General features: G+C 61.3%; 19 protein-coding genes. 12 read left to right on the top strand and 7 right to left on the bottom strand.

Annotation, left to right across the window (positions count from 1 at the left end):
• Positions 1-232 precede the first annotated feature (232 nt).
• Both ACD590_RS14070 and ACD590_RS14065 read left to right on the top strand, forming a co-directional pair.
• On the top strand, positions 233-835 hold the full coding sequence (locus tag ACD590_RS14070) for an SCO family protein (RefSeq protein ID WP_026188469.1): 603 nt from the start codon (positions 233-235) through the stop codon (positions 833-835).
• A gap of 68 nt (positions 836-903) precedes the next feature.
• Positions 904-1782, top strand: coding sequence for a 50S ribosomal protein L11 methyltransferase (locus ACD590_RS14065; protein ID WP_113542724.1), 879 nt, complete (start codon positions 904-906; stop codon positions 1780-1782).
• 262 nt (positions 1783-2044) lie between these two features.
• Here the strand turns inward: ACD590_RS14065 and ACD590_RS14060 are convergent, their stop codons facing one another.
• Positions 2045-2218 carry a hypothetical protein gene (locus ACD590_RS14060; RefSeq protein WP_012758267.1) on the bottom strand — a complete coding sequence of 58 codons (174 nt, stop codon included), beginning with the start codon at positions 2216-2218 and terminating at the stop codon, positions 2045-2047.
• A 279-nt stretch (positions 2219-2497) separates the two neighbouring features.
• Here ACD590_RS14060 and ACD590_RS14055 point away from each other — a divergent pair, with 279 nt between their 5' ends.
• Positions 2498-4333 (top strand): aminopeptidase P family protein, encoded by a 1836-nt coding sequence (locus ACD590_RS14055; protein WP_032998409.1) that lies wholly within the window; start codon positions 2498-2500, stop codon positions 4331-4333.
• A 43-nt stretch (positions 4334-4376) separates the two neighbouring features.
• Here ACD590_RS14055 and ACD590_RS14050 read toward each other — a convergent pair whose 3' ends face one another.
• Both ACD590_RS14050 and ACD590_RS14045 read right to left on the bottom strand, forming a co-directional pair.
• A complete protein-coding gene (locus ACD590_RS14050; protein ID WP_018242840.1) occupies positions 4377-4685 on the bottom strand; it encodes an AzlD family protein in 309 nt (102 codons plus the stop codon).
• A 3-nt stretch (positions 4686-4688) separates the two neighbouring features.
• Complete coding sequence (locus ACD590_RS14045) at positions 4689-5420, bottom strand: AzlC family ABC transporter permease (RefSeq protein ID WP_018242839.1); 732 nt, start codon at positions 5418-5420, stop codon at positions 4689-4691.
• Positions 5421-5553: 133 nt separating this feature from the next.
• Here ACD590_RS14045 and ACD590_RS14040 point away from each other — a divergent pair, with 133 nt between their 5' ends.
• Positions 5554-5817: a DUF2164 domain-containing protein gene (locus tag ACD590_RS14040; protein WP_026188468.1), complete on the top strand. Its 264-nt coding sequence runs from the start codon at positions 5554-5556 to the stop codon at positions 5815-5817.
• Between the two features lie 103 nt (positions 5818-5920).
• On the opposite strand, the gene ACD590_RS14035 is transcribed toward ACD590_RS14040, so the two are convergent.
• The 3 genes from ACD590_RS14035 to ACD590_RS14025 all read right to left on the bottom strand — a co-directional run bounded on the left by ACD590_RS14035 (position 5921) and on the right by ACD590_RS14025 (position 8142).
• The gene (locus ACD590_RS14035) at positions 5921-6586 is read right to left on the bottom strand and encodes a dihydrofolate reductase family protein (protein ID WP_018242837.1); all 666 of its coding nucleotides are present in this window, start codon (positions 6584-6586) and stop codon (positions 5921-5923) included.
• A 99-nt stretch (positions 6587-6685) separates the two neighbouring features.
• Positions 6686-7312, bottom strand: coding sequence for a bifunctional nicotinamidase/pyrazinamidase (gene pncA, locus ACD590_RS14030; protein ID WP_026188467.1), 627 nt, complete (start codon positions 7310-7312; stop codon positions 6686-6688).
• Between the two features lie 332 nt (positions 7313-7644).
• Positions 7645-8142 (bottom strand): EF-hand domain-containing protein, encoded by a 498-nt coding sequence (locus ACD590_RS14025; RefSeq protein ID WP_018242835.1) that lies wholly within the window; start codon positions 8140-8142, stop codon positions 7645-7647.
• A 399-nt stretch (positions 8143-8541) separates the two neighbouring features.
• Here ACD590_RS14025 and ACD590_RS14020 point away from each other — a divergent pair, with 399 nt between their 5' ends.
• Positions 8542-8889, top strand: a complete 348-nt coding sequence (locus ACD590_RS14020) for a hypothetical protein (RefSeq protein ID WP_026188466.1) — start codon at positions 8542-8544, stop codon at positions 8887-8889.
• 27 nt (positions 8890-8916) lie between these two features.
• Here ACD590_RS14020 and ACD590_RS14015 read toward each other — a convergent pair whose 3' ends face one another.
• A complete protein-coding gene (locus ACD590_RS14015) occupies positions 8917-11397 on the bottom strand; it encodes an ATP-dependent helicase (RefSeq protein ID WP_018242833.1) in 2481 nt (826 codons plus the stop codon).
• Between the two features lie 245 nt (positions 11398-11642).
• On the opposite strand from ACD590_RS14015, the gene ACD590_RS14010 reads away from it, so the two are divergent.
• The 7 genes from ACD590_RS14010 (at position 11643) to ACD590_RS13980 (ending at position 23019) form a co-directional block, all read left to right on the top strand.
• The gene (locus tag ACD590_RS14010; RefSeq protein WP_018242832.1) at positions 11643-12119 is read left to right on the top strand and encodes a VOC family protein; all 477 of its coding nucleotides are present in this window, start codon (positions 11643-11645) and stop codon (positions 12117-12119) included.
• 410 nt (positions 12120-12529) lie between these two features.
• Positions 12530-14473 carry a PrkA family serine protein kinase gene (locus ACD590_RS14005; protein WP_018242831.1) on the top strand — a complete coding sequence of 648 codons (1944 nt, stop codon included), beginning with the start codon at positions 12530-12532 and terminating at the stop codon, positions 14471-14473.
• A 12-nt stretch (positions 14474-14485) separates the two neighbouring features.
• A complete protein-coding gene (locus tag ACD590_RS14000) occupies positions 14486-15757 on the top strand; it encodes a YeaH/YhbH family protein (protein WP_026230684.1) in 1272 nt (423 codons plus the stop codon).
• On the top strand, positions 15754-17304 hold the full coding sequence (locus ACD590_RS13995; protein WP_018242829.1) for a SpoVR family protein: 1551 nt from the start codon (positions 15754-15756) through the stop codon (positions 17302-17304). The genes ACD590_RS14000 and ACD590_RS13995 overlap by 4 nt, the downstream gene beginning before the upstream one ends.
• Positions 17305-17464: 160 nt before the next feature.
• Positions 17465-18388 carry an adenylate/guanylate cyclase domain-containing protein gene (locus ACD590_RS13990; RefSeq protein ID WP_018242828.1) on the top strand — a complete coding sequence of 308 codons (924 nt, stop codon included), beginning with the start codon at positions 17465-17467 and terminating at the stop codon, positions 18386-18388.
• Positions 18389-18655: 267 nt separating this feature from the next.
• Positions 18656-19867, top strand: a complete 1212-nt coding sequence (locus ACD590_RS13985) for an efflux RND transporter periplasmic adaptor subunit (protein WP_439002796.1) — start codon at positions 18656-18658, stop codon at positions 19865-19867.
• A complete protein-coding gene (locus ACD590_RS13980; protein WP_439002795.1) occupies positions 19864-23019 on the top strand; it encodes an efflux RND transporter permease subunit in 3156 nt (1051 codons plus the stop codon). The genes ACD590_RS13985 and ACD590_RS13980 overlap by 4 nt, the downstream gene beginning before the upstream one ends.
• Positions 23020-23023 lie beyond the last annotated feature (4 nt).

The following is a 23023-nucleotide window of genomic DNA, read 5'->3' as shown; positions in this document are numbered from 1 at the left end:
CTTTGCTAACGATATCTATCTCGAAACTGCTTGTTCGGCTGAGAACACATCATCAAAACGTGTTGCTTTCGATTTTTAGCCGATCCGACCGAGGGCACGGCGTCGTCTCCGGTGAGACAATCGATCGCGGGTTAGAAAACATATTGTTGAATTGCGCCCGTCCGGTCGAGCCTATAATCACGCGGGGCAAGGGGCGGGCGGTACATATCCGCCTGGATCGAGGATCATGCCAATGAAGACATTCCGCATCGCCGTCTGGATCGGTGTCCTGATACTTGCCGGGTTTCTTGGCGGGTTCACGTACTATCTCAACAGATCGGGGAATGTGGTGGCGGAGGCTCCCTTCGGCGTTCCCTTCACCCTGGTCTCCCAAAGCGGGCAGCCGATCACCGAGCAGGCGCTGCGCGGCAAGCCGACGGCGTTGTTTTTCGGCTTCACCCATTGCCCGGAAGTCTGCCCGACGACGCTTTTCGAGCTGAACGGCTGGATGGAGAAGGTCGATCCGAAGGGCGACAAGCTGCAGGCCTATTTCGTGACCGTCGATCCGGAGCGCGACACGCCCGAGATCATGAACGAATACGTCTCCAACGTTTCCAAGCGCATCACCGGCATTTCCGGCGCGCCTGACAAGATCGCCGAGGTTATCAAGGGGTTCCGCGTCTACGCCAAGAAGGTGCCAGTCGACGAGAAGGATCCGAACGGCGACTATACGATGGATCACACCGCTTCGGTCTTCTTGCTCGATTCGGCCGGGCGCTTTTCCGGAACGATCGCCTATGGCGAAAACCCGGACACGGCGGTAAAGAAGCTGGAGAATCTCGTCAGCAAGGGGTGATGGTTTCAGCGTGATGGGGCGTTGGCTCGACCGATGGCGGGCAACGGAAACGGGAAAGACCGCCTATCGTGAGTGAAATCCGCCTTTACGTGACGACGACCGAAAGCAAGGCCGAAGAGATCCTCGACCTTCTGAGTGCGGTCTTCGGTGAAGAAGACTTTGCCATCGGCACCACCGAGATCGATGAGAAGAAGGATATCTGGGAAGCCTCGATCTATATGATGGCCGAGGACGAGGCGGAGGTGCATTCCCGCGTCGAGGAGGCATTGAGGACCTCTTTCCCTGATGCCCGGCTGCAGCGGGAAGTCATCCCGGATGTCGACTGGGTGGTGAAATCGCTGGAGGGGCTGAAACCCGTCAGGGCAGGGCGCTTCCTGGTGCATGGTTCGCATGACCGCGACAAGGTTCGCTCCGGCGACATCGCCATCGAGATCGATGCCGGCCAGGCCTTCGGTACCGGTCATCATGGCACGACGGCGGGCTGCCTCGAGGTGATCGATGCCGTGGTGCGCTCGCGCCCGGTCCGCAACGCGCTCGATCTCGGCACCGGCAGCGGCGTACTGGCGATTGCGGTGCGCAAGCTCAGGAACATACCAGTGCTTGCGACCGACATCGATCCGATCGCGACGAAGGTGGCGGCCGAAAACGTGCGCCGCAACGGCATCGCCTCGGGCATCGTCACCAGGACCGCGCCGGGCTTTCATTCAACGGCCTTTTCCGAGCACGGTCCCTTCGATCTCATCATCGCCAACATTCTCGCCCGGCCGCTGATCCGCATGGCGCCGAAGCTTGCGGCGCATCTTGCGCCTGGCGGGTCGGTCATTCTCTCCGGCATCCTTGCCGGGCAACGCTGGAAGGTGATTGCCGCCTATAGCGGCGCGAGGCTTCGCCATGTCAGAACCATCTGGCGCAACGGCTGGGTTACCATCCACTTCGACCGACCCTAATGCGCGTCGCATAGAATTTGATTCATGCGACGCGGTTAGATCCTTGTTTTTATGCAATGTCGTGATCCCCAAACTGCTGCACGGTTTGGGCGGCATGCGTCGCATCCCGAAACGGCAAAAGAAAAAGGCGGTGCCGATGGCACCGCCTTGGACCGGTCTATCCGGTCAATGCCCGCGAGCTCAAGGGGAGGAGCGCTCGAGCGGGCTCTACTGCATTCCAATAGGCCGGTCCGGGAGGGAGGAGACGGACTGGCTTTCAGGCTTAGAACGCGTAGCTGAGGGCGCCCTTGTGGCGCGTGGCCCGCTGGCCGGCGCCGAGCAGCTTGAGGCTGTCCTCGTTCTGCGGGCGGCGGGCGCCGATCACGTGACGCACGGTCTGGCGTTCGCCAGCCTGCACCGGGCTGCTATATGCGAAGCGCGAGAGAGAGGCGGTCATTTCAAGAATTCCTTTGTTTATAGGTTCATCGCGAACCGTTCGATGACGCCTATATAGCTATTCTGAAATGCGGAGGCAGAGGGTTTCGCTCATGGGAGCCATGCGGCCAATGCATAAAGCGTGCCAAATTAACTTTTGGCGTCACAGTTCTGTCAAAATGTTGAGCGGCCCCAGAGGTTTCGACTCGTTTGGTCGCTTTTTCTCCCCATCGGTTGAAATTTCGCTAACATGGCCAGCATCCCATTAACCGGATTCGTCTCAATCATTCGGGTTTCCAGCATGTTCCAGTCTTTCGAGGTTACCTCCACGCCGCAATTCGGCAGGGATCGTGTATCGGCGCTGCGGGCCGGTTTCGATTCGCTCGGCATCGACGCCTTCCTCGTGCCGCGCGCCGACGAGTTCAACGGCGAATATGTTCCTGCAGGTTCCGAGCGTCTCGCGTGGCTGACGGGCTTTACCGGTTCCGCAGGCATTGCGCTCATCCTGCGCACGCAGGCGATCGTCTTCGTCGACGGGCGCTATGTAACGCAGCTTGCCGAACAGGTCGACGGTTCGGTCTTTTCGGGCGGCGATCTCGTCAATGAGCCGCCGCATGTCTGGCTTGCGGCAAACGGCAGCAACGGCCTGCGGCTCGGCATCGACCCCTGGCTGCATGCGGGTGCCGAGGTGCGCCGTCTGGAAAGAGCCCTTTCGCAGATCGGCGGCACGCTGGTCTTCCTGCCGCACAATCCGCTCGACAGGCTTTGGAGCGACCGGCCGGCCGAGCCGCTCGGCGCGGTCAGCATCCAGAACGTCGCGCAGGCCGGCGTGCTGGCGAGAGAGAAGATCGCGACGATCGCCGCCGATCTTTCGAAGAAGAATCTTGCGGCGGTTTTGATCGCCGATCCCTCTTCTGTCGCCTGGACCTTCAATATTCGTGGAGCCGACGTGCCGCACACGCCGCATCCGCTGGCGCGCGCCATCATCCATGCTGACGGCCGGGCCGAGATCTTCCTCGACAAGCGCAAGACCGGCATCGAGCCGGAGGCCTATCTTGCGCAGATCTGCACGCAGCTGCCGCCCTCGGCGCTGGAGGAGAGGTTGGCTGCCGTTTCGAGGGATGGCGGCCGCGTGCTGATCGACCCGGATATCGCCTCCTATGCGCTGGCGGAGATCATCCGCAAGGCGGGCGGCGAAGTGGTGGAGGGCGCCGATCCCGCCAAGTTGCCGCGCGCAGTGAAGAACGACGTCGAGATCAACGGCTCGGCCGCCGCGCATCTGCAGGACGGTGCGGCGATGGTGGAGTTCCTCTATTGGCTGTCGCAGACAAAACCCGGCACGGTCAGCGAGATCGCTGCTGCCGAGCATCTCGAAGCGGCGCGCGCCCGCGTCGGCCAGAGCATGCAGAACCCGCTGAAGGACATTTCCTTCGACACGATTTCGGGAGCCGGCGAACATGCGGCGATCATGCATTACCGTGTGACGACCGAGACCAACCGGATGATCGAGGCCGGCGAACTCTTCCTGATCGATTCCGGCGCGCAATATATCAACGGCACGACCGACATCACCCGCACCGTCGGCATCGGCGCGGTGGCGGAAGAGCATCGGCGCTTCTTCACGCTGGTGCTGAAAGGGATGATAGACATCAGCACCGCGCGTTTCCCTAAGGGCACGCGCGGCTGCGATCTCGATCCGCTGGCGCGCATCGCGCTGTGGCGGGCCGGCGCCGATTTCGCTCACGGCACAGGCCACGGCGTCGGCTCCTATCTTTCGGTGCATGAGGGGCCGCAGCGCATCTCCAGGCTTTCGACGCAGGAACTGCTGCCCGGCATGATCCTTTCAAACGAGCCGGGCTATTACCGGCCCGGCAGCTTCGGCATCCGCATCGAGAACCTGATCTACGTGCGCGGGGCCGAAGAGATCGAGGGCGGCGATGCGCCTATGCTCGGATTCGAGACGCTGACTTTCTGCCCGATCGACCGCAGCCTCGTCATTCCCGAGCTGCTGACCCATGACGAACTGCACTGGTTCAACGACTATCATCGCCGCACCTGCGAGGCGCTGATGCCGCTCATCCATGATCACGATGTCAGGGCGTGGCTCGAAAACGCGACGCTGCCGCTGGAATACTAAGCTGGAATACTAAGATGTCTCGGCACCGGCCCCGGGCCGGTGCTCAGAACCCGCCGGCATGGCGCCAGATCATCACGACGATCCAGGCGGCGACCAGCATCCATGTGTGGGTGAAGCGCAAGCCGATGAAGAGGGCGACGATCAGCGCCAGCTTCGATTCCCAGCCGCCGATGAAGAAGGCGGGTGCAACCAGCGTCGTCAGCACGGCGGCCGGCACGGCATTCAGCGCCGCCTCCATGCGCGGCGGAATGCTCTTCATTCGGGTGATGAGGATATATCCGCCGATGCGGGTGGCGAAGGTGGCAGCTGCTGCGGCCAGGATGACGAGCGCCATGTGAAGATCGAATTCCATGGCTCAGACCTCGTGCACTTCGGATTGAAGGGCGTCGGCTTCGAGATCAGGCTCTTGCTGCGGCAAAGGCAGCACGGCGGCGAGCACGATGCCGACGGCGGCGCCGAGGCTGACATGCCAGGGCGAGCCGACATAGCGGTAGGCGAGCACGGAAGCCACCGCGCTGACGAGCGCCACCGGCAGGAAATTGTCTCGCTTGCGGAAGCCGAGGACGATGCCAAGGAAATAAGCCGGCAGCAGGATGTCGAGGCCGATGGCCTTGGGATCGCCAATGAAGCCGCCGAGCATGCCGCCGGCGACGCTGATCAGCACCCAGGGGACGTAGATGATGATGGCGAAGCCGAAATACCAGGCGAAGGTGAGTTGCCGGCCGGCCTCGCCGCGCTTGACCGCTTCGGCGAATTGCGGATCGACGAGCAGGAAAAAGGTGAAGAATTTCTGCACCGGCGTGAAATGGCCGATGTAGCGCGCCAGGGCCGCCGAATAGAGCACGTGGCGGAAATTGACGGCGAGGATCGACAGCACGATCAGCCAGGCGTGGACATTGTGACCGAAGAGTTCGATACCGACCATCTGGCTAGCGCCGGCGTAGACGGTGGCGCTCATGAAGGCGGTTTCGGAGAGCGACAAGCCGTTTTCGACCGCAAGCGCTCCGAAGAGAGCGCCAAAGGGCGCGGATGCCAGCGCAACGGCGGAGCCACCCCGCAAACCTTCAACAAAGTCGGCGCGATTCATGCGATCTTGTCCAGTTGGAATACAAGTTTTCCCTTATGGTCTATGGCTTGCAACAGCAATTGAATTTCCTTGATTGACCAATCGATTTTGCTGAACCATCAAAGTCCCGATCGCATTCGGCAAAGAGGCAATGATGAAGAAGATCGAATTTTCGAAGGAGGCGAAGGCGACGATCGTTGCCAGCATTCGCCGCTATTTCGAGGCCGAGCTCGACCAGCCGATCGGCGTGCTGCCGGCGGAATTCCTGCTCGATTTCTTCGCGGACGAGATCGGCGCCCATTATTACAACCAGGGCCTTCGTGATGCGCATGCGGCGCTTCTGAGGAAGATGGAGGACCTGGCCGAGGACATCTATCTGCTGGAGCGAGACGACAAGAGCAAAGGCACTGCTGCATAGTTTTAAGGCGTTCCTTGCGCATTTGAAGGGACGCGCGGCGCTGCAGCCGATAACGGGACGCGGCGGCGCCGCGCCCCGCAAAGATTGCGGAAGGCAGAAGGCATCAGCCCTCGCGCTTCATCCTCTCCCGGCGGGCGATTTCGGCCTCGGAGGGCTGCGCCAGTTCGAACGTGCCTGTCTTGATTGCGCCAGCACGCTCGTAGACGCTCATGATGACGCCTGTCGTCGATACCGTGTTGGCGGTGAGCTTCAGCGCCTCCGGCTTGGCGCCTTGACCGAACAGGCGTTTGCCCGGGCCAAGCACGAGCGGGAAAGTCAGAAGCCGCAACTCGTCGATCAGGTCATGCGCCAACAGGGTCTGCAACAGGCCGCTGCTGCCCTGTGTCAGGAGGACGGGGCCATCCAGCTGCTTCAACCGGGCGATTTCGGCAGCTGCATCGCCGCGCAGGGCGACGGAATTTGCCCAGGTGAGCGGCTCTGCGGAAGTGGTCGCGACATATTTGGTCACGGCGTTGAAGACTTTGCCAATCGGATCGTCTTTCCCGACGAAGGGCCAGTGCGCGGCGAAGATTTCGTAGGTCTTGCGGCCGAGCAGCAGTTCGAAGGGATCGGTAAAGATCCCGCCCATGAACTGGCCCATCGGCTCGTCCCAATAGTTGACGGTCCAGCCGCCCTGAGTGAAGCCGCCGGTCGGATCCTCCCGCGGCCCACCGGGCGCCTGCATGACGCCGTCCAAACTCACGAAGGCGGCAGCAACTAACTTTCTCATCTCTCAACTCCCATTGTTGGTGCGTTCAGAGCCAAGGACGGATTGACTTGCACCGATCCGACATTCGATGCGATTTTTTCGGGCGTTATCCGAGCTAAACTAGCCGGCTAGGACCTTGGCGCTGTCGATGATCGCGATGCCATGCGCCCGCATTTCCTCGATGGCGGCGGCGACGCCTTCGGGGGTGATGCCGCGGCTTGCATCCTTGATGAAGCGCACGCGGACACCAGGCATCATCTCCAGCGCGTCGAGCGCAGAGAATTTGACGCAATAGTCGGTTGCCAGTCCGCAGACGTCTAGGTCGGTGACGCCCTGGTCCTCGAGGAAATCGGAAAGGCCGGTCGAGGCGTCGCGGTCATTGTCGCGGAAGGCCGAATAGCTGTCGATATAGGGATTCTCGCCCTTCTGCTGGATCAGGTCGATCTCTTCGGATTTGAGCTCGGGATGCAGTTCGGCATCAAGCGTACCCTGAATACAGTGGTCGGGCCACATCATCTGCGGTTTGCCCGACAGTTCCCCCATCTCGAAGGGGGCGGCACCCGGATGGGCGGAGGCAAAGCTGCCATGGCCAGACGGATGCCAGTCCTGCGAGGCGACGATCAAATCGTATTTGCCGCTATCGATCAGTCTGTTTGCGACGGGAACCACCTTGTCGCCCTCCGGCACCGGCAGATTGCCACCCGGACAGAAGCCGTTCTGAATATCGACGAGCAGCAGCGCTTTCATCAAGGCCAATCCCTTCGCTTTATTGCAGTGCAAGACGCCAAGCACACTGAATGGATCAACTAGTGGATTTCCAGGCGCGGACGCGCAAGTGTTAATTCTGGCACTAGCGGTAGTAAGTCGTCGAAACAGAATGCTCTAATGCAATCATTGCGTTAGCTGGCGGCGGTTCTCGTGTTGAAATGGAGCGGAGGGATGGGAACGGCTCGTGCATGGTTTCCGGATCGCAGCCCGCGACGGTGGCAATTGCCGGCAAATCGATCTGCCTGCGTAGGACGCCTTTGTGCGGCATCGATGGATCGAGGCTCCCCCGGCAGAGCCCGGATCTTGGCCAGCTAGACCGCCGCCACGTCATCGGCTGCGGAATCACCTGCTGCGGCGGAAGCGCCGTAGGTATTGCGGTAGGCCTGAAGGGCCGTCTGCATGTCGCTCAACACCTTGGTGAGGAGCGGATCGCTATCACCTGAAGTCTTGATGCTGTTCGGATCGGCGGCGAGGAATTCGGACTCGGTCAACTTGCCGTCGCCATTCGTATCCATCGCTGCGAAGACGCCCTTGGAATCGTCGTCGCTCTGATCGCTGCCGTCGCCCTGATCGTCGCTGCCGTCGGTCTTCTGCATGGACAGCATCAGCGACAGGATATCGGCGGTGATCTTCTTGACGATATCGGTGCTGCTGTCGTCGCTGTCGGTCGACGTAGTGCCCGATGTCGATGACGGCGAGGCGGCGGCCAACTCGTCCGCCGAAATGACACCGTCGCCATTCTTGTCGAGGCTGGAAAGTGGAGACTGGTACTGGGTCACTGTGCTGCCGAGAGATGAAACACTGGTCACTTGAACCTCCTTTGAAAAGTTCGTCGTGAAGCCTGCCTTTCATGGGCGGGCAGCCTTTGGGCTAAGCTGATTTGCGCAAAGCGTCAAAGCGACGTTTTGACAGGGTAGAAGTGCGATTGACGGCGCGGGGCGACGCACGTTAACCTTTCGGTTACCAAAACTGTCTCATTGGAATTATTGGCTTTTTTTGGCGGCCCATGGGTTCTGGCGAGCGGAAGCACATGCGTGCGATAGCAGGAGATCGCGCCGGTGCGGCTTGCGGAAGGGGCGATGGGCGATATACCAGCTCTCCGCCGCTGCGGCATTTCGTCCGCCTTCTCGAAGCGCTACGCCAGGTCGATCTTGCTCCCTGCCGCGATTTCTGCCTTTCTTGCCTCAGCAGCAAGCCGGAGCGAAGCCATGTCCGAGCCCGATCCAGACGAAAAGATCGATGCGACGTTCCGCAACGGATCGCTGACGGCGGCCGGGATCATCCTCGGCTTCTCCCTTAATTTTATTAGTGTCTGGGTTTCCAATCCCAACGACTGGAGCCGCATCGATATTCCGCCGATGCTGTTTCTGACCATCGGCATCGCCGTCCAGGTGAAGGTCTTTGCCGATCTGCTCGCGCGCGATTCTCTCTTTGCCGTCAAATATGATCGGTCTCGCCGGCTCTTCCTGATTGGATTGGGAATCGTCGCCGCCGGAATCGGCATTGCCCTGATTAACGATATTCTCGGGCTCGGAAGGATGCGGATGCTCGGGTGAAGGTTTTCGCGCCGTGTTGATGCGAGGTCACACGCGCTCGACGAACCCGTCCAAGACCCGCTTCTGTCCGGCCCGGTCGAATTCGATCGTCAGCTTGTTGCCTTCGATGCCGGTGATGTTGCCGTTGCCAAATTTCAGGTGGAACACGCGGTCGCCGAGCGTGAACCTCGACGGTTCCGATGAGGTCGATTTCGCCACCAGCTCGCCTTCGATGGTGCGCCCCTTGGGGCCGCTCTCGCCGTAGCCGATACGTTCGACGGCGTGGCCGGAGCGGGTGCCCCAATTGTCGCGCGTGGCATCGGTCTTGTTGGCCTGGGCGCGTTTCCAGCCGGGAGTGGAATAGGAGTTGGCGAAGGGTTCGGCCTTGTCGAAGCGGGACTGGCCGTAGCCGCCGCGGCCGTACCCGCCGTAGCTCTGCTCCATTTCGGCGACCTCGACATGGGTTTCCGGCAGTTCGTCGAGGAAACGCGAGGGCAGGGTCGATTGCCAGAGGCCATGGATGCGGCGGTTGGAGACGAACCAGATGTGGCAGCGGTGCTTGGCGCGGGTGATGCCGACATAGGCGAGGCGGCGTTCCTCCTCCAGGCCGGCGCGGCCGCTCTCATCGAGCGAGCGCTGGTGCGGGAAGAGGCCTTCCTCCCAGCCGGGCAGGAAGACGGTGTCGAATTCCAGGCCCTTGGCCGAATGCAGCGTCATGATCGACACGGCGTCGAGGTTCTCGTTGGTCTCGGCATCCATCACCAGCGAGACGTGTTCGAGGAAGCCGCGCATCGACTCGAAGCTTTCCATCGAGCGGATCAGTTCCTTGAGGTTCTCAAGGCGGCCGGGGGCTTCGGCGCTCTTGTCGTTCTTCCACATGTCGGTATAGCCGGACTCTTCGAGGATCTGCTCGGCAAGTTCGGTATGCGGTGTGTTTTCAAGCAGTTCCTGCCATCGGCGGAAAGATTGAATCACGTCGAAGAGCGCCTTTCGCGCCTTCGGCTTCAGCTCGTCCGTCTCGATAATGTCGGCCGCCGCCGCAAGCATTGGTATATCGCGGGCGCGGGCATAGTCGTGCAGCGCACGTACCGTCGTGTCGCCGAGGCCGCGCTTCGGCGTGTTGATGATGCGTTCGAAGGCGAGGTCGTCGGAGGCTTGAGCGACCAGGCGAAAATAGGCCATGGCATCGCGGATTTCCAGGCGCTCGTAGAAGCGCGGGCCGCCGATGACACGGTAGTTGAGGCCGAGGGTGACGAAGCGGTCTTCGAATTCACGCATCTGGAAGGAGGCGCGCACGAGGATCGCCATGTCGTTCAGCAGATGCTTGCCGCGCTGGAGCTGCTCGATCTCCTCGCCGATGGCGCGGGCTTCCTCCTCCGAATCCCAGGAGGCGTGGACCTGCACCTTGACGTCGTCGGGATCGGAGCGGTCGGTGAACAGCGTCTTGCCGAGGCGGCCCTCATTATGGGCGATCAGATGGGCAGCGGCCCCGAGGATATGTTCGGTCGAGCGGTAGTTGCGCTCGAGCTTGATCACCTTGGCGCCGGGGAAATCCTTTTCGAAGCGCAGGATATTGTCGACCTCCGCGCCGCGCCAGCCATAGATCGACTGATCGTCGTCGCCGACGCAGCAGACGTTCTGCGGCTCGCCCTTGGGGCGCTGGGCGAGAAGCCTGAGCCACATGTACTGAGCGGTGTTGGTGTCCTGATACTCGTCGACGAGGATATAGCGGAAGCGGCCGTGATATTCCTTCAAGAGATCCGGGTTCTTGCGGAAGATCGCGATCGGATGCATCAGCAGGTCGCCGAAGTCGCAGGCGTTCAGCGTCGTCAGGCGCGCCTGATAGGCAAAATAGAGATCGCGGCCGCGGCCATTGGCAAAGGCGCGGGCGTCGCCCTCGGGGATATCGGCGGGGCCGAGACCCTTGTTCTTCCAGGTGTCGATCATGCCGGCGAACTGCTTGGCCGGCCAGCGCTTGTCGTCGAGGCCTTCGGCCTGGATCAACTGCTTGATCAGGCGGACGACGTCGTCGGTATCGAGAATGGTGAAATCGGAGCGCAGGCCGACGAGCTCGCCGTGGCGGCGCAGAAGTTTGACGCCGATCGAGTGGAAGGTGCCGAGCCAGGGCATGCCTTCGACGGCGCCACCGACGAGCAGCGCGATGCGCTCCTTCATCTCGCGGGCCGCCTTGTTGGTGAAGGTGACGGCGAGGATCTGCGAGGGGAAGGCACGGCCGGTGTTGAGGATATGGGCAATGCGGGTCGTCAGTACGCGCGTCTTGCCGGTGCCGGCGCCGGCCAGCACGAGGACGGGACCTTCCAACGTTTCAACGGCTTCGGTCTGCTCGGGGTTCAGCCCGGCGAGGTAATCCGGCCGCTTGCCACCGTCGCGAGCCGCCATGGCGCGCGCCGCGATGCCGCCGCCGGCGACGGGCGCCCTTTCGGCGGGTGCGGCAGGCGGCTGCGGCTTGCGCGCCATCTCGCCCGGCTCTTCGTCGAAGAAGGGCATATCGTCGAAACTATTGCTCATGGCGCGTAATGTAGTGATTCGGGAAGGAAAGACCAGAAAAGATGTTCTGCTTTCATTCCCGAGCCGCCGCTATCCCGGGCGGTAGGTTGCGGGCAGCAATGCCGCCGCAGAGCGCGGCCATGGTGGTCACGCGGGCGAGCGGGGCTAAAATTCGGTTCGCGGCCTGTCGGAACCGGCGCCGATGGGGCGTCCTTGGGTCATCGGACAGCAGTCCGGATCAACACCGTCAACAAGGAGGCCGTTTCATGCCGAAGGTCGTTTCAAATCTCTGGTTCGCCGAGGAAGCACGCGAAGCCGTCGAATTCTATGTGTCTGTTATCCCGGACTCCAGGATCGGTCGCACCACCATTTTGCCGGCGGAAACGCCGAGCGGGCCTCCCGGCAGTGTCGAATTGATCGAGTTCACGCTCGCCGACCAGGCCTTCCTGGCGATGAAGGCCGGCCCGCTCGATAGCTTCAATCATTCCTTCTCGATCGCGATTCTTGTGGAAAGCCAGGCCGAGATCGATCGGATATGGGAGGCATTTCTCGCCAATGGCGGCACGCCGGAGGCCTGCGGCTGGCTGAAGGACCGATGGGGTCTTTCCTGGCAGATCGTGCCGCGCATGCTGTCCGAAATGATCGCCGACAGCAACCGCGAGCGGGCCAGGCGCGTAACCGAAGTGATGCTCGGCATGGTCAAGATCGATGTCGCCGCGCTGGAGAAGGCATTCAACGGCTGAGTCGCGCGGTTAGCGTATGATCACGATGACGGGCGCATAGTCGCGATGCGTCCGTTTCCATCATGTCTGAAGCGGATCGGCACACACTGTCCTGCATCGACTTTGCGCAGATTGGCTGCCAATCGTCGATTTCTCCAGTGCTCGAATCACGGGCGACATTGCACACCTTTTTCATCTTTCTGTCACGTCGCGAAATGTGCTGATACCGCGATGGCACCCTTCTCCACTACAATAAGGAACAGTTTCGTAGAGTAAAAAAATAACCGGTGCATGCACGTTTTTGTGCATTGCCAGAAACAGCCGGTGAGCGTGGAATATACCTGCGAAACTATTGATTCTTAGGAATGTCGTGTCCATCTCCTTGGTATGACGACCTAGAGCCTGTGGCATTAACCTTGAATGGAGGGCCCATGCTGAGTGAATCCGTATTTGATGCGTTCACCCGCACCTATGATGCGCGTCGCGAAACCGATATGTCGATCGCGGAGTATCTCGACCTTTGCAAAAAGGAACCACTTGCCTATGCCAATGCGACCGAGCGCCTGCTCGCCGCGATAGGCGAACCGCAGATGGTCGACACCGCCAGGGACACGCGCCTCGGTCGGATATTCATGAACCGGACCATCCGGATCTATCCGGCCTTTGTCGGCTTCCACGGCATGGAAGAGACAATCGAACGCATCGTTTCCTTCTTCCGGCACGCGGCGCAGGGGCTCGAGGAGCGCAAGCAGATCCTTTATCTGCTCGGCCCGGTCGGCGGCGGCAAGTCATCGCTGGCGGAGCGGCTGAAGCTGCTGATGGAGCTTCATCCGATCTACGTGCTGAAGGCGGGTGACGAGATCAGCCCCGTTTTCGAAAGTCCACTCAACCTGTTCGACCCGGACACGATGGGATCGCTCCTGCAGGAGCAATACGGCATTCCGCTGCGACGCCTGAGCGGACTGATGAGCCCGTGGTGCCTGAAGCGGCTCGATGACTTTGGGGGCGATATTTCCCGCTTCCGTGTCGTCAGGGTACAGCCTTCGCGGTTGCGCCAGATCGCTATCGCCAAGACCGAGCCTGGAGACGAGAACAATCAGGATATCTCGTCGCTGGTCGGCAAGGTCGATATCCGCAAGCTGGAGACCTATTCCCAGAACGATCCCGATGCCTACAGCTATTCGGGCGGCCTCAACCGCGCCAATCAGGGCGTGCTCGAATTCGTCGAGATGTTCAAGGCGCCGATCAAGATGCTGCATCCGCTGCTGACGGCGACGCAGGAGGGGAACTATATCGGCTCCGAGAATATCGGCGCCATACCCTTCTCCGGCATCGTCCTTGCGCATTCGAATGAAGCGGAATGGCAAACCTTCAAGGCCAACAAGAACAACGAGGCCTTCATCGACCGTATTTGCGTGATCAAGGTGCCCTATTGCCTGCGCGTAACGGAAGAGCAGAAGATCTACGAAAAGCTGATCGAGGGATCGGAACTGGCCGATGCGCCATGCGCCCCCGCGACGCTTGAAATGCTGGCCCGCTTCTCCGTGCTTTCACGTCTGCGCAAACATGAGAATTCGACGTACTTCTCGAAGATGCGCACCTATGACGGCGAGAGCCTGAAGGAGACGGATCCGCGCGCCCGCAGTGTCCAGGAATATCGGGATGCCGCCGGCATCGACGAAGGCATGGACGGCATATCGACCCGCTTCGCCTTCAAGGTGCTCGCCTCCACCTTCAATCACGACACCACGGATATTGGCGCCGATCCGGTTCATCTTATGTATGTGCTGGAGCAGTCGATCCGCCGCGAGCAGTTTTCCGACGATGTCGAGAAGCGGTATCTGGAGTTCATCAAGGCCGATCTTGCGCCACGTTACGCAGAGTTCATTGGCAATGAGATTCAGAAGGCCTATCTTGAGTCCTATGCGGATTACGGGCAGAATTTGTTCGACCGCTACGTGGATTATGCCGATGCCTGGATCGAAGACGTGGACTTCAAGGATCCCGATACCGGCCAGCTTCTCGATCGCGAGCTCCTCAACCAGGAACTGACGAAAATCGAAAAGCCGGCGGGAATCGCCAATCCGAAGGATTTCCGCAACGAAATCGTCAAGTTCTGCTTGAGATCGCGGGCAGCCAACGGCGGAAAGAATCCGTCATGGACGAGCTACGAGAAGATCCGGGAAGTCATCGAGAAGCGAATGTTCTCGCAGGTCGAGGATCTTTTGCCGGTCATTTCCTTCGGTTCGAAGAAGGATTCGGAAACAGAAAAGAAACACAGCGAGTTCGTCTCGCGCATGGCTGCGCGGGGCTACACGGAGAGGCAGGTTCGGCGCCTCGTCGAATGGTACATGCGCGTCAAACAGGCAAGTTAATGTGGAGCCAATATGCACATTGTCGACCGTCGGCTAAATCCGCGCGGTAAAAGTCTGGAAAATCGGCAACGGTTTCTTCGGCGCATGAAAGGCGCCGTGCAGCAGGCGGTAAAGCGTTCTCTGCAAAACCGGAACATTCGCGATGTGCTCGACGGCGGTGAGATCAGCCTGCCGATCGATGGAATGGCCGAACCGAGCCTTCGAAGGGGCGACGGCGGCGTCGCCGACCATATCCTGCCGGGAAACAGGGCCTTTGTCGAAGGCGATATCATTCCACGGCCGCCGGGTAGGAAGGGTGGAAAACCAAAAGATGCAGGCGAAGGCGATGGCGAGGACGGCTTCCGTTTCGTGCTGACGCGCGAGGAATTCCTCGATGTGTTTCTGGATGACCTGGAACTGCCCGACCTTGCCAAGCGGCGTCTGACCGAAACCGAGGAGGAAACTCCGTCGCGGGCCGGCTATTCCGTATCGGGATCGCCGTCCAACATCGCCGTCGGTCGCACGACGAGGCTCGCGATGATGCGCCGCGTCGCGCTTCACCGTCCGCGTCGCGAAGAGATCGAAGCCCTGCAGCGACAGATCGAGGAATGCGAGGACGACGAAAGCCGCCTGACGCTTGAGGCAAAACTCAAATCCCTGACGGAAAAAAGCCGGCGCATTCCCTATATCGATCCGCTCGACGTGCGGTATCGCCGCTTCGAAAACGAGCCGAAGCCTGTGGCGAAGGCCGTGATGTTCTGCCTGATGGACGTCTCAGGCTCCATGTCAGAGCACATGAAGGACCTTGCGAAGCGGTTCTACCTGCTGCTCTACCTTTTCCTGTCGAAGCGATACAAGAAAGTGGAGATCGTCTTCATCCGTCATACCGACAAGGCCGAGGAGGTCGACGAGGAAACCTTCTTCTATGGTCCGGCGACGGGCGGGACGCTGGTATCCAGCGCCCTTGCGGCAATGCGCGGGATCATCGCGGCGCGTTTCGATCCGGCAGAGTGGAATATCTACGGCGCCCAGGCTTCGGACGGCGACAACGCCCATTCGGACGGAAACCTGACCGGGCAACTGCTGCGCGAGATTTTGCCGCTGTGCCAGTATTTCGCCTATATCGAGGTCGGCGAAGAGGGCGGCGACTCCTCAATATCCCGTTCACCGCTTTGGATGCTCTATGACGGGATCCGTTCCGAGCTTCCGCTTTCGATGCGCAAGGTCTGCCGGCGGAGCGAAATATTCCCTGTTTTCCATGATCTCTTCCAGAAACGTGACGCACAGTCGAGGGTGACGCCATGACCACAACGATGAGACCAAGAGAGCGGCTTTTGTTCCAGGGAGCCGACTGGGATTTCGCAACGCTCCAGCGCATCCACGACGCCTGCGAGGAGATCGCGCTTAACGAACTCGGCCTCGATGTCTATCCGAACCAGATCGAAGTCATCACCTCGGAGCAGATGCTCGATGCCTATTCCTCCACCGGCATGCCGCTCTTTTACCGCCATTGGTCTTTCGGCAAGCACTTCGCGCATCACGAAACCTTCTACCGCCGCGGGATGCGCGACCTTGCCTATGAGATCGTCATCAACAGCTCTCCATGCATCTCCTACCTGATGGAAGAGAACACGGCGACGATGCAGACGCTCGTCACCGCGCATGCGGCCTTCGGCCACAACCACTTCTTCAAGAACAACTATCTCTTCAAGCTCTGGACCGATGCGGAGGGTATCCTCGATTACCTCGATTTCGCCAAGGGTTATATCACCCGCTGTGAGGAGCGTTACGGCGAGACGGCCGTCGAGCGTACGCTCGACGCAGCCCATGCGCTGATGTCGCACGGCGTACATCGATACGCGGGCAAGACCACCATCGATCTTCGCCAGGAGGAGAAGCGGCAGCAGGAGCGCCGCGCCCACGAGGAGCAAATGTTCAACGACCTATGGCGCACGGTTCCGGTCGGCAAGGCCCGGAAGGCGGGTGACATCGGCCTGGAAAAGCGCCGCGCCGCCCTCGGTCTTCCGCAGGACAACATCCTTTACTTCCTTGAAAAATCGGCGCCGCGGCTGCAGCCGTGGCAGCGCGAGATCCTCCGCATCGTCCGCCACGTCGCGCAATATTTCCATCCCCAGCGGCAGACCAAGGTGATGAACGAGGGAACCGCCACTTTCGTCCACTACCAGATCATGAACCGGCTTCACGAGCGGGGGCAGATCAGCGACGGAAACTTCCTCGAATTCCTGAAGTCGCACGCCAACGTCGTGTTCCAGCCGAGCTACGACGACCGGCGGTTCTCGGGCTTCAACCCCTATGCGCTTGGTTTTGCGATGATGCAGGATATCGAGCGGATCGTCACGAAGCCGACGGAAGAGGACCGCACATGGTTTTCCGATATCGCTGGACGAGGCGATGCGATGGCGGTCCTGCGCGACATCTGGGCCAATTACCGGGACGAGAGCTTTATCAGCCAGTTTCTGAGCCCGAACCTGATCCGGCAGTTGCGGCTGTTCCATCTCTACGACGATCCTGAACAGACCGAGGGGGTGCTGGTTTCGGCGATCCATAATGAGCGTGGATACTTGCGCATCCGCCGCCAGCTCTCCCGCGAATATGATATCGGCTGGACCGATCCGGCAATCGATATCGTCGATGTCGATCTCGCCGGCGACCGCCGGCTGTTGCTGCAACACATCATGATGAATGGCTGCTATCTTCAGGAAAATGACACGAAGCTCGTCCTGCAGCATCTCGCCGATCTCTGGGGCTATGACGTATTGCTTCAGGAAATCGACAGTTCCAGCACGGTGGCGAGAGAACACACGGCGAGCCCGCGCAAGATCGTTCAATAATCACCCGTTGTGCTGACGGGCGATAACGTGAACAATTATCGGTGGCAACAAACACAAAGCCTTAGTAGTTTACCGCCGTTGCAATCGCCCACTTGATCTCGACCAGTTTCAGCCTTTGCAGCGATCTTTCCCGGGGCGGATGGCGCGGAGACGAGAGACCATGAGTGAAACGCGGCGCAAGCTGACGACGATCTTCTGTGCTGACGTGCAGGACTATACGCGGCTGATGGGGGCTGACGAGGAGGGCACGCTTGCGAGCCTGAAGCGCTGCCGAGAAGCGATGGGGCGCCTCATCGAAAGCCATGGCGGCCGCGTCATCAATACCTGGGGCGATGGGCTGATCGCCGATTTCCCGAGCGTGGTCGAAGCGGTGCGCGCGGCCGTCGACACCCAGAACGAACTCGCGGGGTTCAACGCCCGCCGTCCGGCCGACGGGCGCATGCTCTTTCGCATCGGCATCAATCTCGGCGACGTGATCGTCGAAGGCGACGACATCTATGGTGACGGCGTCAATATTGCGGCGCGGCTGCAGGCTTCGGCTGCGGCCGGCGGCATCGTCATTTCAAGCACTGTCTACGATCAGGTGCGCAACAAGGTGGCTGTTGGTTTCGAGTTTCTCGGACCGTTGATGGTGAAGAATGTCGATGAAGGCGTGCCGAGCTACGCGGTGAAGATCGGCGATGCCAGGGACGAGACGCCGCCTGCCGAACGATCCGGCCCCGCGCGTCCGCAGCCGCAGCCGGCGGTTATGGCGGCGGCAATCTCCGAGGCAAGGCCGGCACCGCGCGGGAGTAGGCTCTACGGCGTGCTCGCCGTCATCGCCGCTGTCCTGATCTGCATCAATCTGCTGTCATGGCAGGGCATTTTCTGGGCGCGCTTTCCCGTGCTGGCGCTGGCCGTCGTCGCGGCGCTCGCCTGGAATCGCGACCAGACGCTGTTCAACCGCAAGATCACCTCGCTGGCGATCGTGGCGCTCGGCATTGCCGGCATCAACCTCTTCACCTGGACGGGGCAGTTCTGGGCGATGTGGCCGATACTGGGGATTGCGGCCGTCATGGGCGTGCGATGGTCGATGCGCCGATAGACATCCAATCTGCATCGTCAGAGATTTGTGCAATATTTCGCCCGACAATCGGCGGTGTCAAAGACAGCGGCGAGTGTTCGATCAAGCAAAAGTGAGCGGTCGGGTTATTTCCATTCTTTGCTGATATTACAAATCGGTAATGCCGGCTGCTTATGCTTGCCGGTAAGCTGTAAACGCGCGATATTGTCGCATCAGACGGGAATCTTGATCCCGCAGCGCCTCTTTCGACCGACCCAGGTCCAACCTCGAGTCCCTCTGGAGACGTGAATGGCCTTTTGGAAGCAGTTTATACTGTCGCTCATCGTGATTGTTGCCGGCTTTGCCGCGTGGGTTTTCTTTGTGCCCGGCGCCGGCGATACGATGCGCGGTGCAGGTATTCCAGACAGCGTCGTTTCCAAGATCGCGCCGAAGGCTGAGGAGACGGCGGATGCCGACGCTCCTGCCCGGGCGCAAGGGCAGCAGCGCGGCGACGGACAAGGGCAGGGACAGAACCGCCGCAATGGCGGCGGGCGCAACAGCGCCATTCTCGTCGCGACGCAGGCTGTCGTCCAGGGCGTCGTCAACGACCGGCTGAACGCCATCGGCACGGGGGACGCGATCCGCTCGGTGGCGGTCACGCCGCAGGCATCGGGCACGATCCGCGAAATCCTCATCAAGTCTGGTGACAGGGTGAAGGCCGGGCAGGTGCTCGCCAAGCTCGACAGCGAGGAGCAGGTGATCGCCCGCGGCCAGGCTGATGTGGCGGTCAAGGCCGCCGTCGAGAAGTCCAATCTCTATCACAATATCAAGTCCAGCGTGTCGCGCATGGACGTCTTCGATTCCGAGATTGCCGAGCAGGGCGCGCGGCTGCAACTGCAGGCCGCCGAGCTCAATCTCGCACGGCGCAACATCACCGCGCCGATCGACGGCATCGTCGGCATCGTGCCGGTTAATATCGGCGACAACGTCACGACGAGCATCCCGATCGTCACGCTCGACGACCGTTCGGAAATCCTCGTCGATTATTGGGTGCCGGAGCGTTTCGCCAATACTGTGTTGGTCGGTCAACCGGTCGAGGCGATGTCGGTGGCGCGGCCGGGACAGGTCTTTTCCGGCGTGGTCGAAGCCGTCGACAACCGCATCGACGCGGCAAGTCGCACACTTCGCCTGCGCGCCAAGATCGACAATAGTTCGGATGAGTTGCGCGCCGGCATGTCCTTCAGCGTCAGCATGAAATTTGCCGGCGACAAATATCCGGCGGTCGATCCGGTCTCCGTGCAGTGGGATTCACAAGGGTCATTCGTCTGGCAGGTCAATGACGACAAGTCGCGCAAGGTGCGGGTCAGCATCGTGCAGCGCAACCCGGATTTCGTGCTCGTCAAAGCTGACATCAAGGACGGCGACAAGATCGTGACGCAGGGCCTGCAGCGTGTGCGTGAGGGCGGGGCTGTGCGTGTGAGCGCCGATGTCGCCGCGACTGCGGAGGTCGCCACCCAATGAGCGTGACCGAGATTCATCAGGACAGGGCCTCGGGCAAGCAGAGCTTCACCGCACTTTTCGTTCGCCGGCCGATCCTGGCGCTGGTGTTCAACACGCTGATGGTCGTCGCCGGCCTTGCCGCCTATGTCGGCGTCGAGGTGCGCGAACTGCCGGATGTTGACCGTCCCGTCGTCACCGTGCGCACCACCTTCGACGGCGCTTCGCCGCAGACGATCGACCAGGAGTTGACCAAGGTGATCGAGGGGGCGGTCGCGCGCGTCAGCGGCCTGAAGTCGATTTCGTCGACCTCTTCCTTCGGCCAGAGCCGGGTCACTCTGGAATTCTCGGATGCGATCGATCTCGCGGTCGCCGCCAACGACGTGCGCGACGCGATCGGCCGCATCACCCAGAACCTGCCCGACGAAGCGGACGCGCCGCAGATCGTCAAGGCGGATTCGGATTCCTCGGCGATCTTGCGACTTGCCGTCACCTCCACCAAGCTCAACATGGACGACCTGACGCAGCTCGTCGAAAACGAGGTGATCGATCGCCTCGCCTCCGTCGACGGCGTTGCCGACGTCGAGGAGTATGGCGACCAGGAGAAGGTCTTCCGCGTCGACGTCGACCAGGGCGCGCTCGCCAGCCGCGGGCTGACCATCGGCGACCTGACGAAGGCGCTCGACAATGCCGCACTCGACGTGCCGGCCGGATCGCTGAAGAGCAATACGCAGGATATCGTGGTGCGCGCCACCGCCAACCTGCAGACGCCTGCGGATTTTTCCAACGTGATCCTACAGGACCGCGTCCGGCTCGGCGACGTCGCGACGGTGATGCTCGGGCCGCGCGACGGCGAAACGGCGCTGCGCTCCAACGGCAAGCCGGGCATCGGCCTCGGCATCATCCGCCAGGCGCAGTCGAATACGCTGAACATCTCGACCGGCATCAAGGCGGCTGTCGACCAACTGTCGAAGACGCTGCCCGAGGGCACGACGATTGCCATCACCAGCGACGACGCCGTCTTCATCCAGGGCGCGATCCACGAGGTGGTGCTGGCGCTGGTGCTCGCCGCCGTCATCGTCACCGCCGTCATCTATCTCTTCCTGCGCGATTGGCGGGCGACGCTGATTCCGGCGGTCAGCATGCCGGTGGCGCTGATCGGCACGCTGGCGGCGATCTATATGGTCGGCTTCTCGATCAACATCCTGACGCTGCTCGCGATCGTGCTGGCGACCGGCCTCGTTGTCGACGATGCGATCGTCGTGCTCGAAAATATCGTGCGCCGGCGCGCCGAAGGCATGGGACCGCGCGCGGCCGCGGTGCTCGGCACGCGTGAGGTGTTCTTCGCCGTGATCGCCACGACGGCGACGTTGGCGGCGGTGTTCATTCCGCTCTCCTTCCTGCCGGGACAGGTCGGTGGACTCTTCCGCGAATTCGGCTTCGTGCTCGCCTTTTCGGTCGGGCTGTCGTCGATCGTGGCGCTGACGCTGTGTCCAATGCTTGCCTCGCGCATGCTGACGAAGCCGATGCTCGAAGATCACGGCGTGCTCGGCCGCTTCGGCGGGGCGCTTGCCAATCTCTACAAATGGGCTCTGCACGGCTGTCTCAACGCGCCCTTCGTCGTCATCCTGTTCTCGGTGATCTTTGCCGGTGCGGCACTCGTCGCCTTCTCGACGGTCAAGAGTGAGCTGACGCCCGAAGAGGACCGGTCGATGGTGATGATGCGGCTGACGACGCCGCAGGGATCGAGCCTCGAATATACCCGAGATAAGATGCAGCTCGTCGAAGAATATCTGCAGCCGCTGGTCGACAGCGGCGACATTCGCAACGTCTTCTCGATTTCCGGGCAGGGCGGTTCGCTGAACAGCGGCTTCATGGTGCTGACGCTTGCCCCCTGGGGCGAGCGCCAGAGGACGCAGGCGGAGATCGTCGGCGATATCAACCAGGCGGCCTCCAGGGTGCCGGCTCTGCGCGGCAATGCTATCTCATCGAACAGCCTGCGCATCCGCGGCGCGGGCAGCGGCGTGCAGATGGCGCTGATCGGCAATGATCACGAGGCGCTGACGGCGGCGGCCGCCAAGCTGGTGCAGGCGCTCGAAGCCACTGGCCAATACGATACGCCGCGCCTGACCAACGAGCCCAGCCAGGCGCAGGTGTCGGTGGCAATCGACCGCGAGCGCGCCTCGGATCTCGGCATCGACATAACCGGGCTTTCGACGGCAATCCAATCGCTGCTCGAAGGGCGCTCGGTGGTCGACGTCTTCGTCGACGGCGAATCCTATCCCGTGCTTCTGACCTCGACGACGCGGCCGATCGACGATCCGACCGACCTCGAGAACGTGTTCCTGAAGACCGGCGATGGAAAGATCGTGCCGATGTCGGTCATTGCCACGATGAAGGAAGGGTCGGTCGCGCCGCAGCTCAATCGCGAGCAGCAGCTCGCCTCCGTCGCGATCACCGCCGGACTCAGGAACGGTATATCGCTCGGCGATGCCGTCAGCCAAGTGACGGCTCTTGCCGAGCCGCTGCTGCCACCAGGCTCTCGCTTGCTGCCGCTAGCGGAAGCGGCGACTCTCGAAGAGAATTCGAGCGGCATGGCGCTGACCTTCGGCTTCGCCATCGTCATCATCTTCCTGGTGCTGGCTGCGCAGTTCGAAAGCGTGCTGTCCTCGCTGATCATCATGTCGACGGTGCCGCTCGGTCTTGCCTGCGCCGTCTTCGCGCTTGTTATCACCGGCTCCAGCCTCAACATCTACAGCCAGATCGGCCTGGTGCTGTTGGTTGGCGTCATGGCGAAGAACGGCATCCTGATCGTCGAATTCGCCAATCAGCTCCGCGACCGGGGCGAGGATGTGCGGTCCTCGATTGAGAAGGCCTGCGCGCTACGCCTTCGCCCTGTGATGATGACGATGATCGCCACCATCCTCGGCGGCGTGCCGCTGGTCTTTGCCCATGGCGCGGGCGCCGAAGCGCGTGTTGCGCTCGGCTGGGTGATCGTCGGCGGTCTCGGTTTCGCGACGCTGGTGACGCTGTTCATCACGCCGGTCGCCTATCTGCTGCTTGCCCGCTTCGCCAAGCCGCACGCCCATGAGGAGGCGCGCCTGCACGAAGAGATGTCGGTCGCCACGCGGCCGCGCGCTGCGCCCGACGACGAGCAGCTGCAGGCCGCCGAATAAGGCG

It is taken from the genome of Rhizobium sp. 862_C5_N1_2 (assembly GCF_051811205.1).
GTDB classification, from domain to species: domain Bacteria; phylum Pseudomonadota; class Alphaproteobacteria; order Rhizobiales; family Rhizobiaceae; genus Rhizobium; species Rhizobium leguminosarum.
The sequence above is the reverse complement of the archived record's forward strand: the minus strand, read 5'-3'. Positions and strand labels throughout refer to the sequence as shown.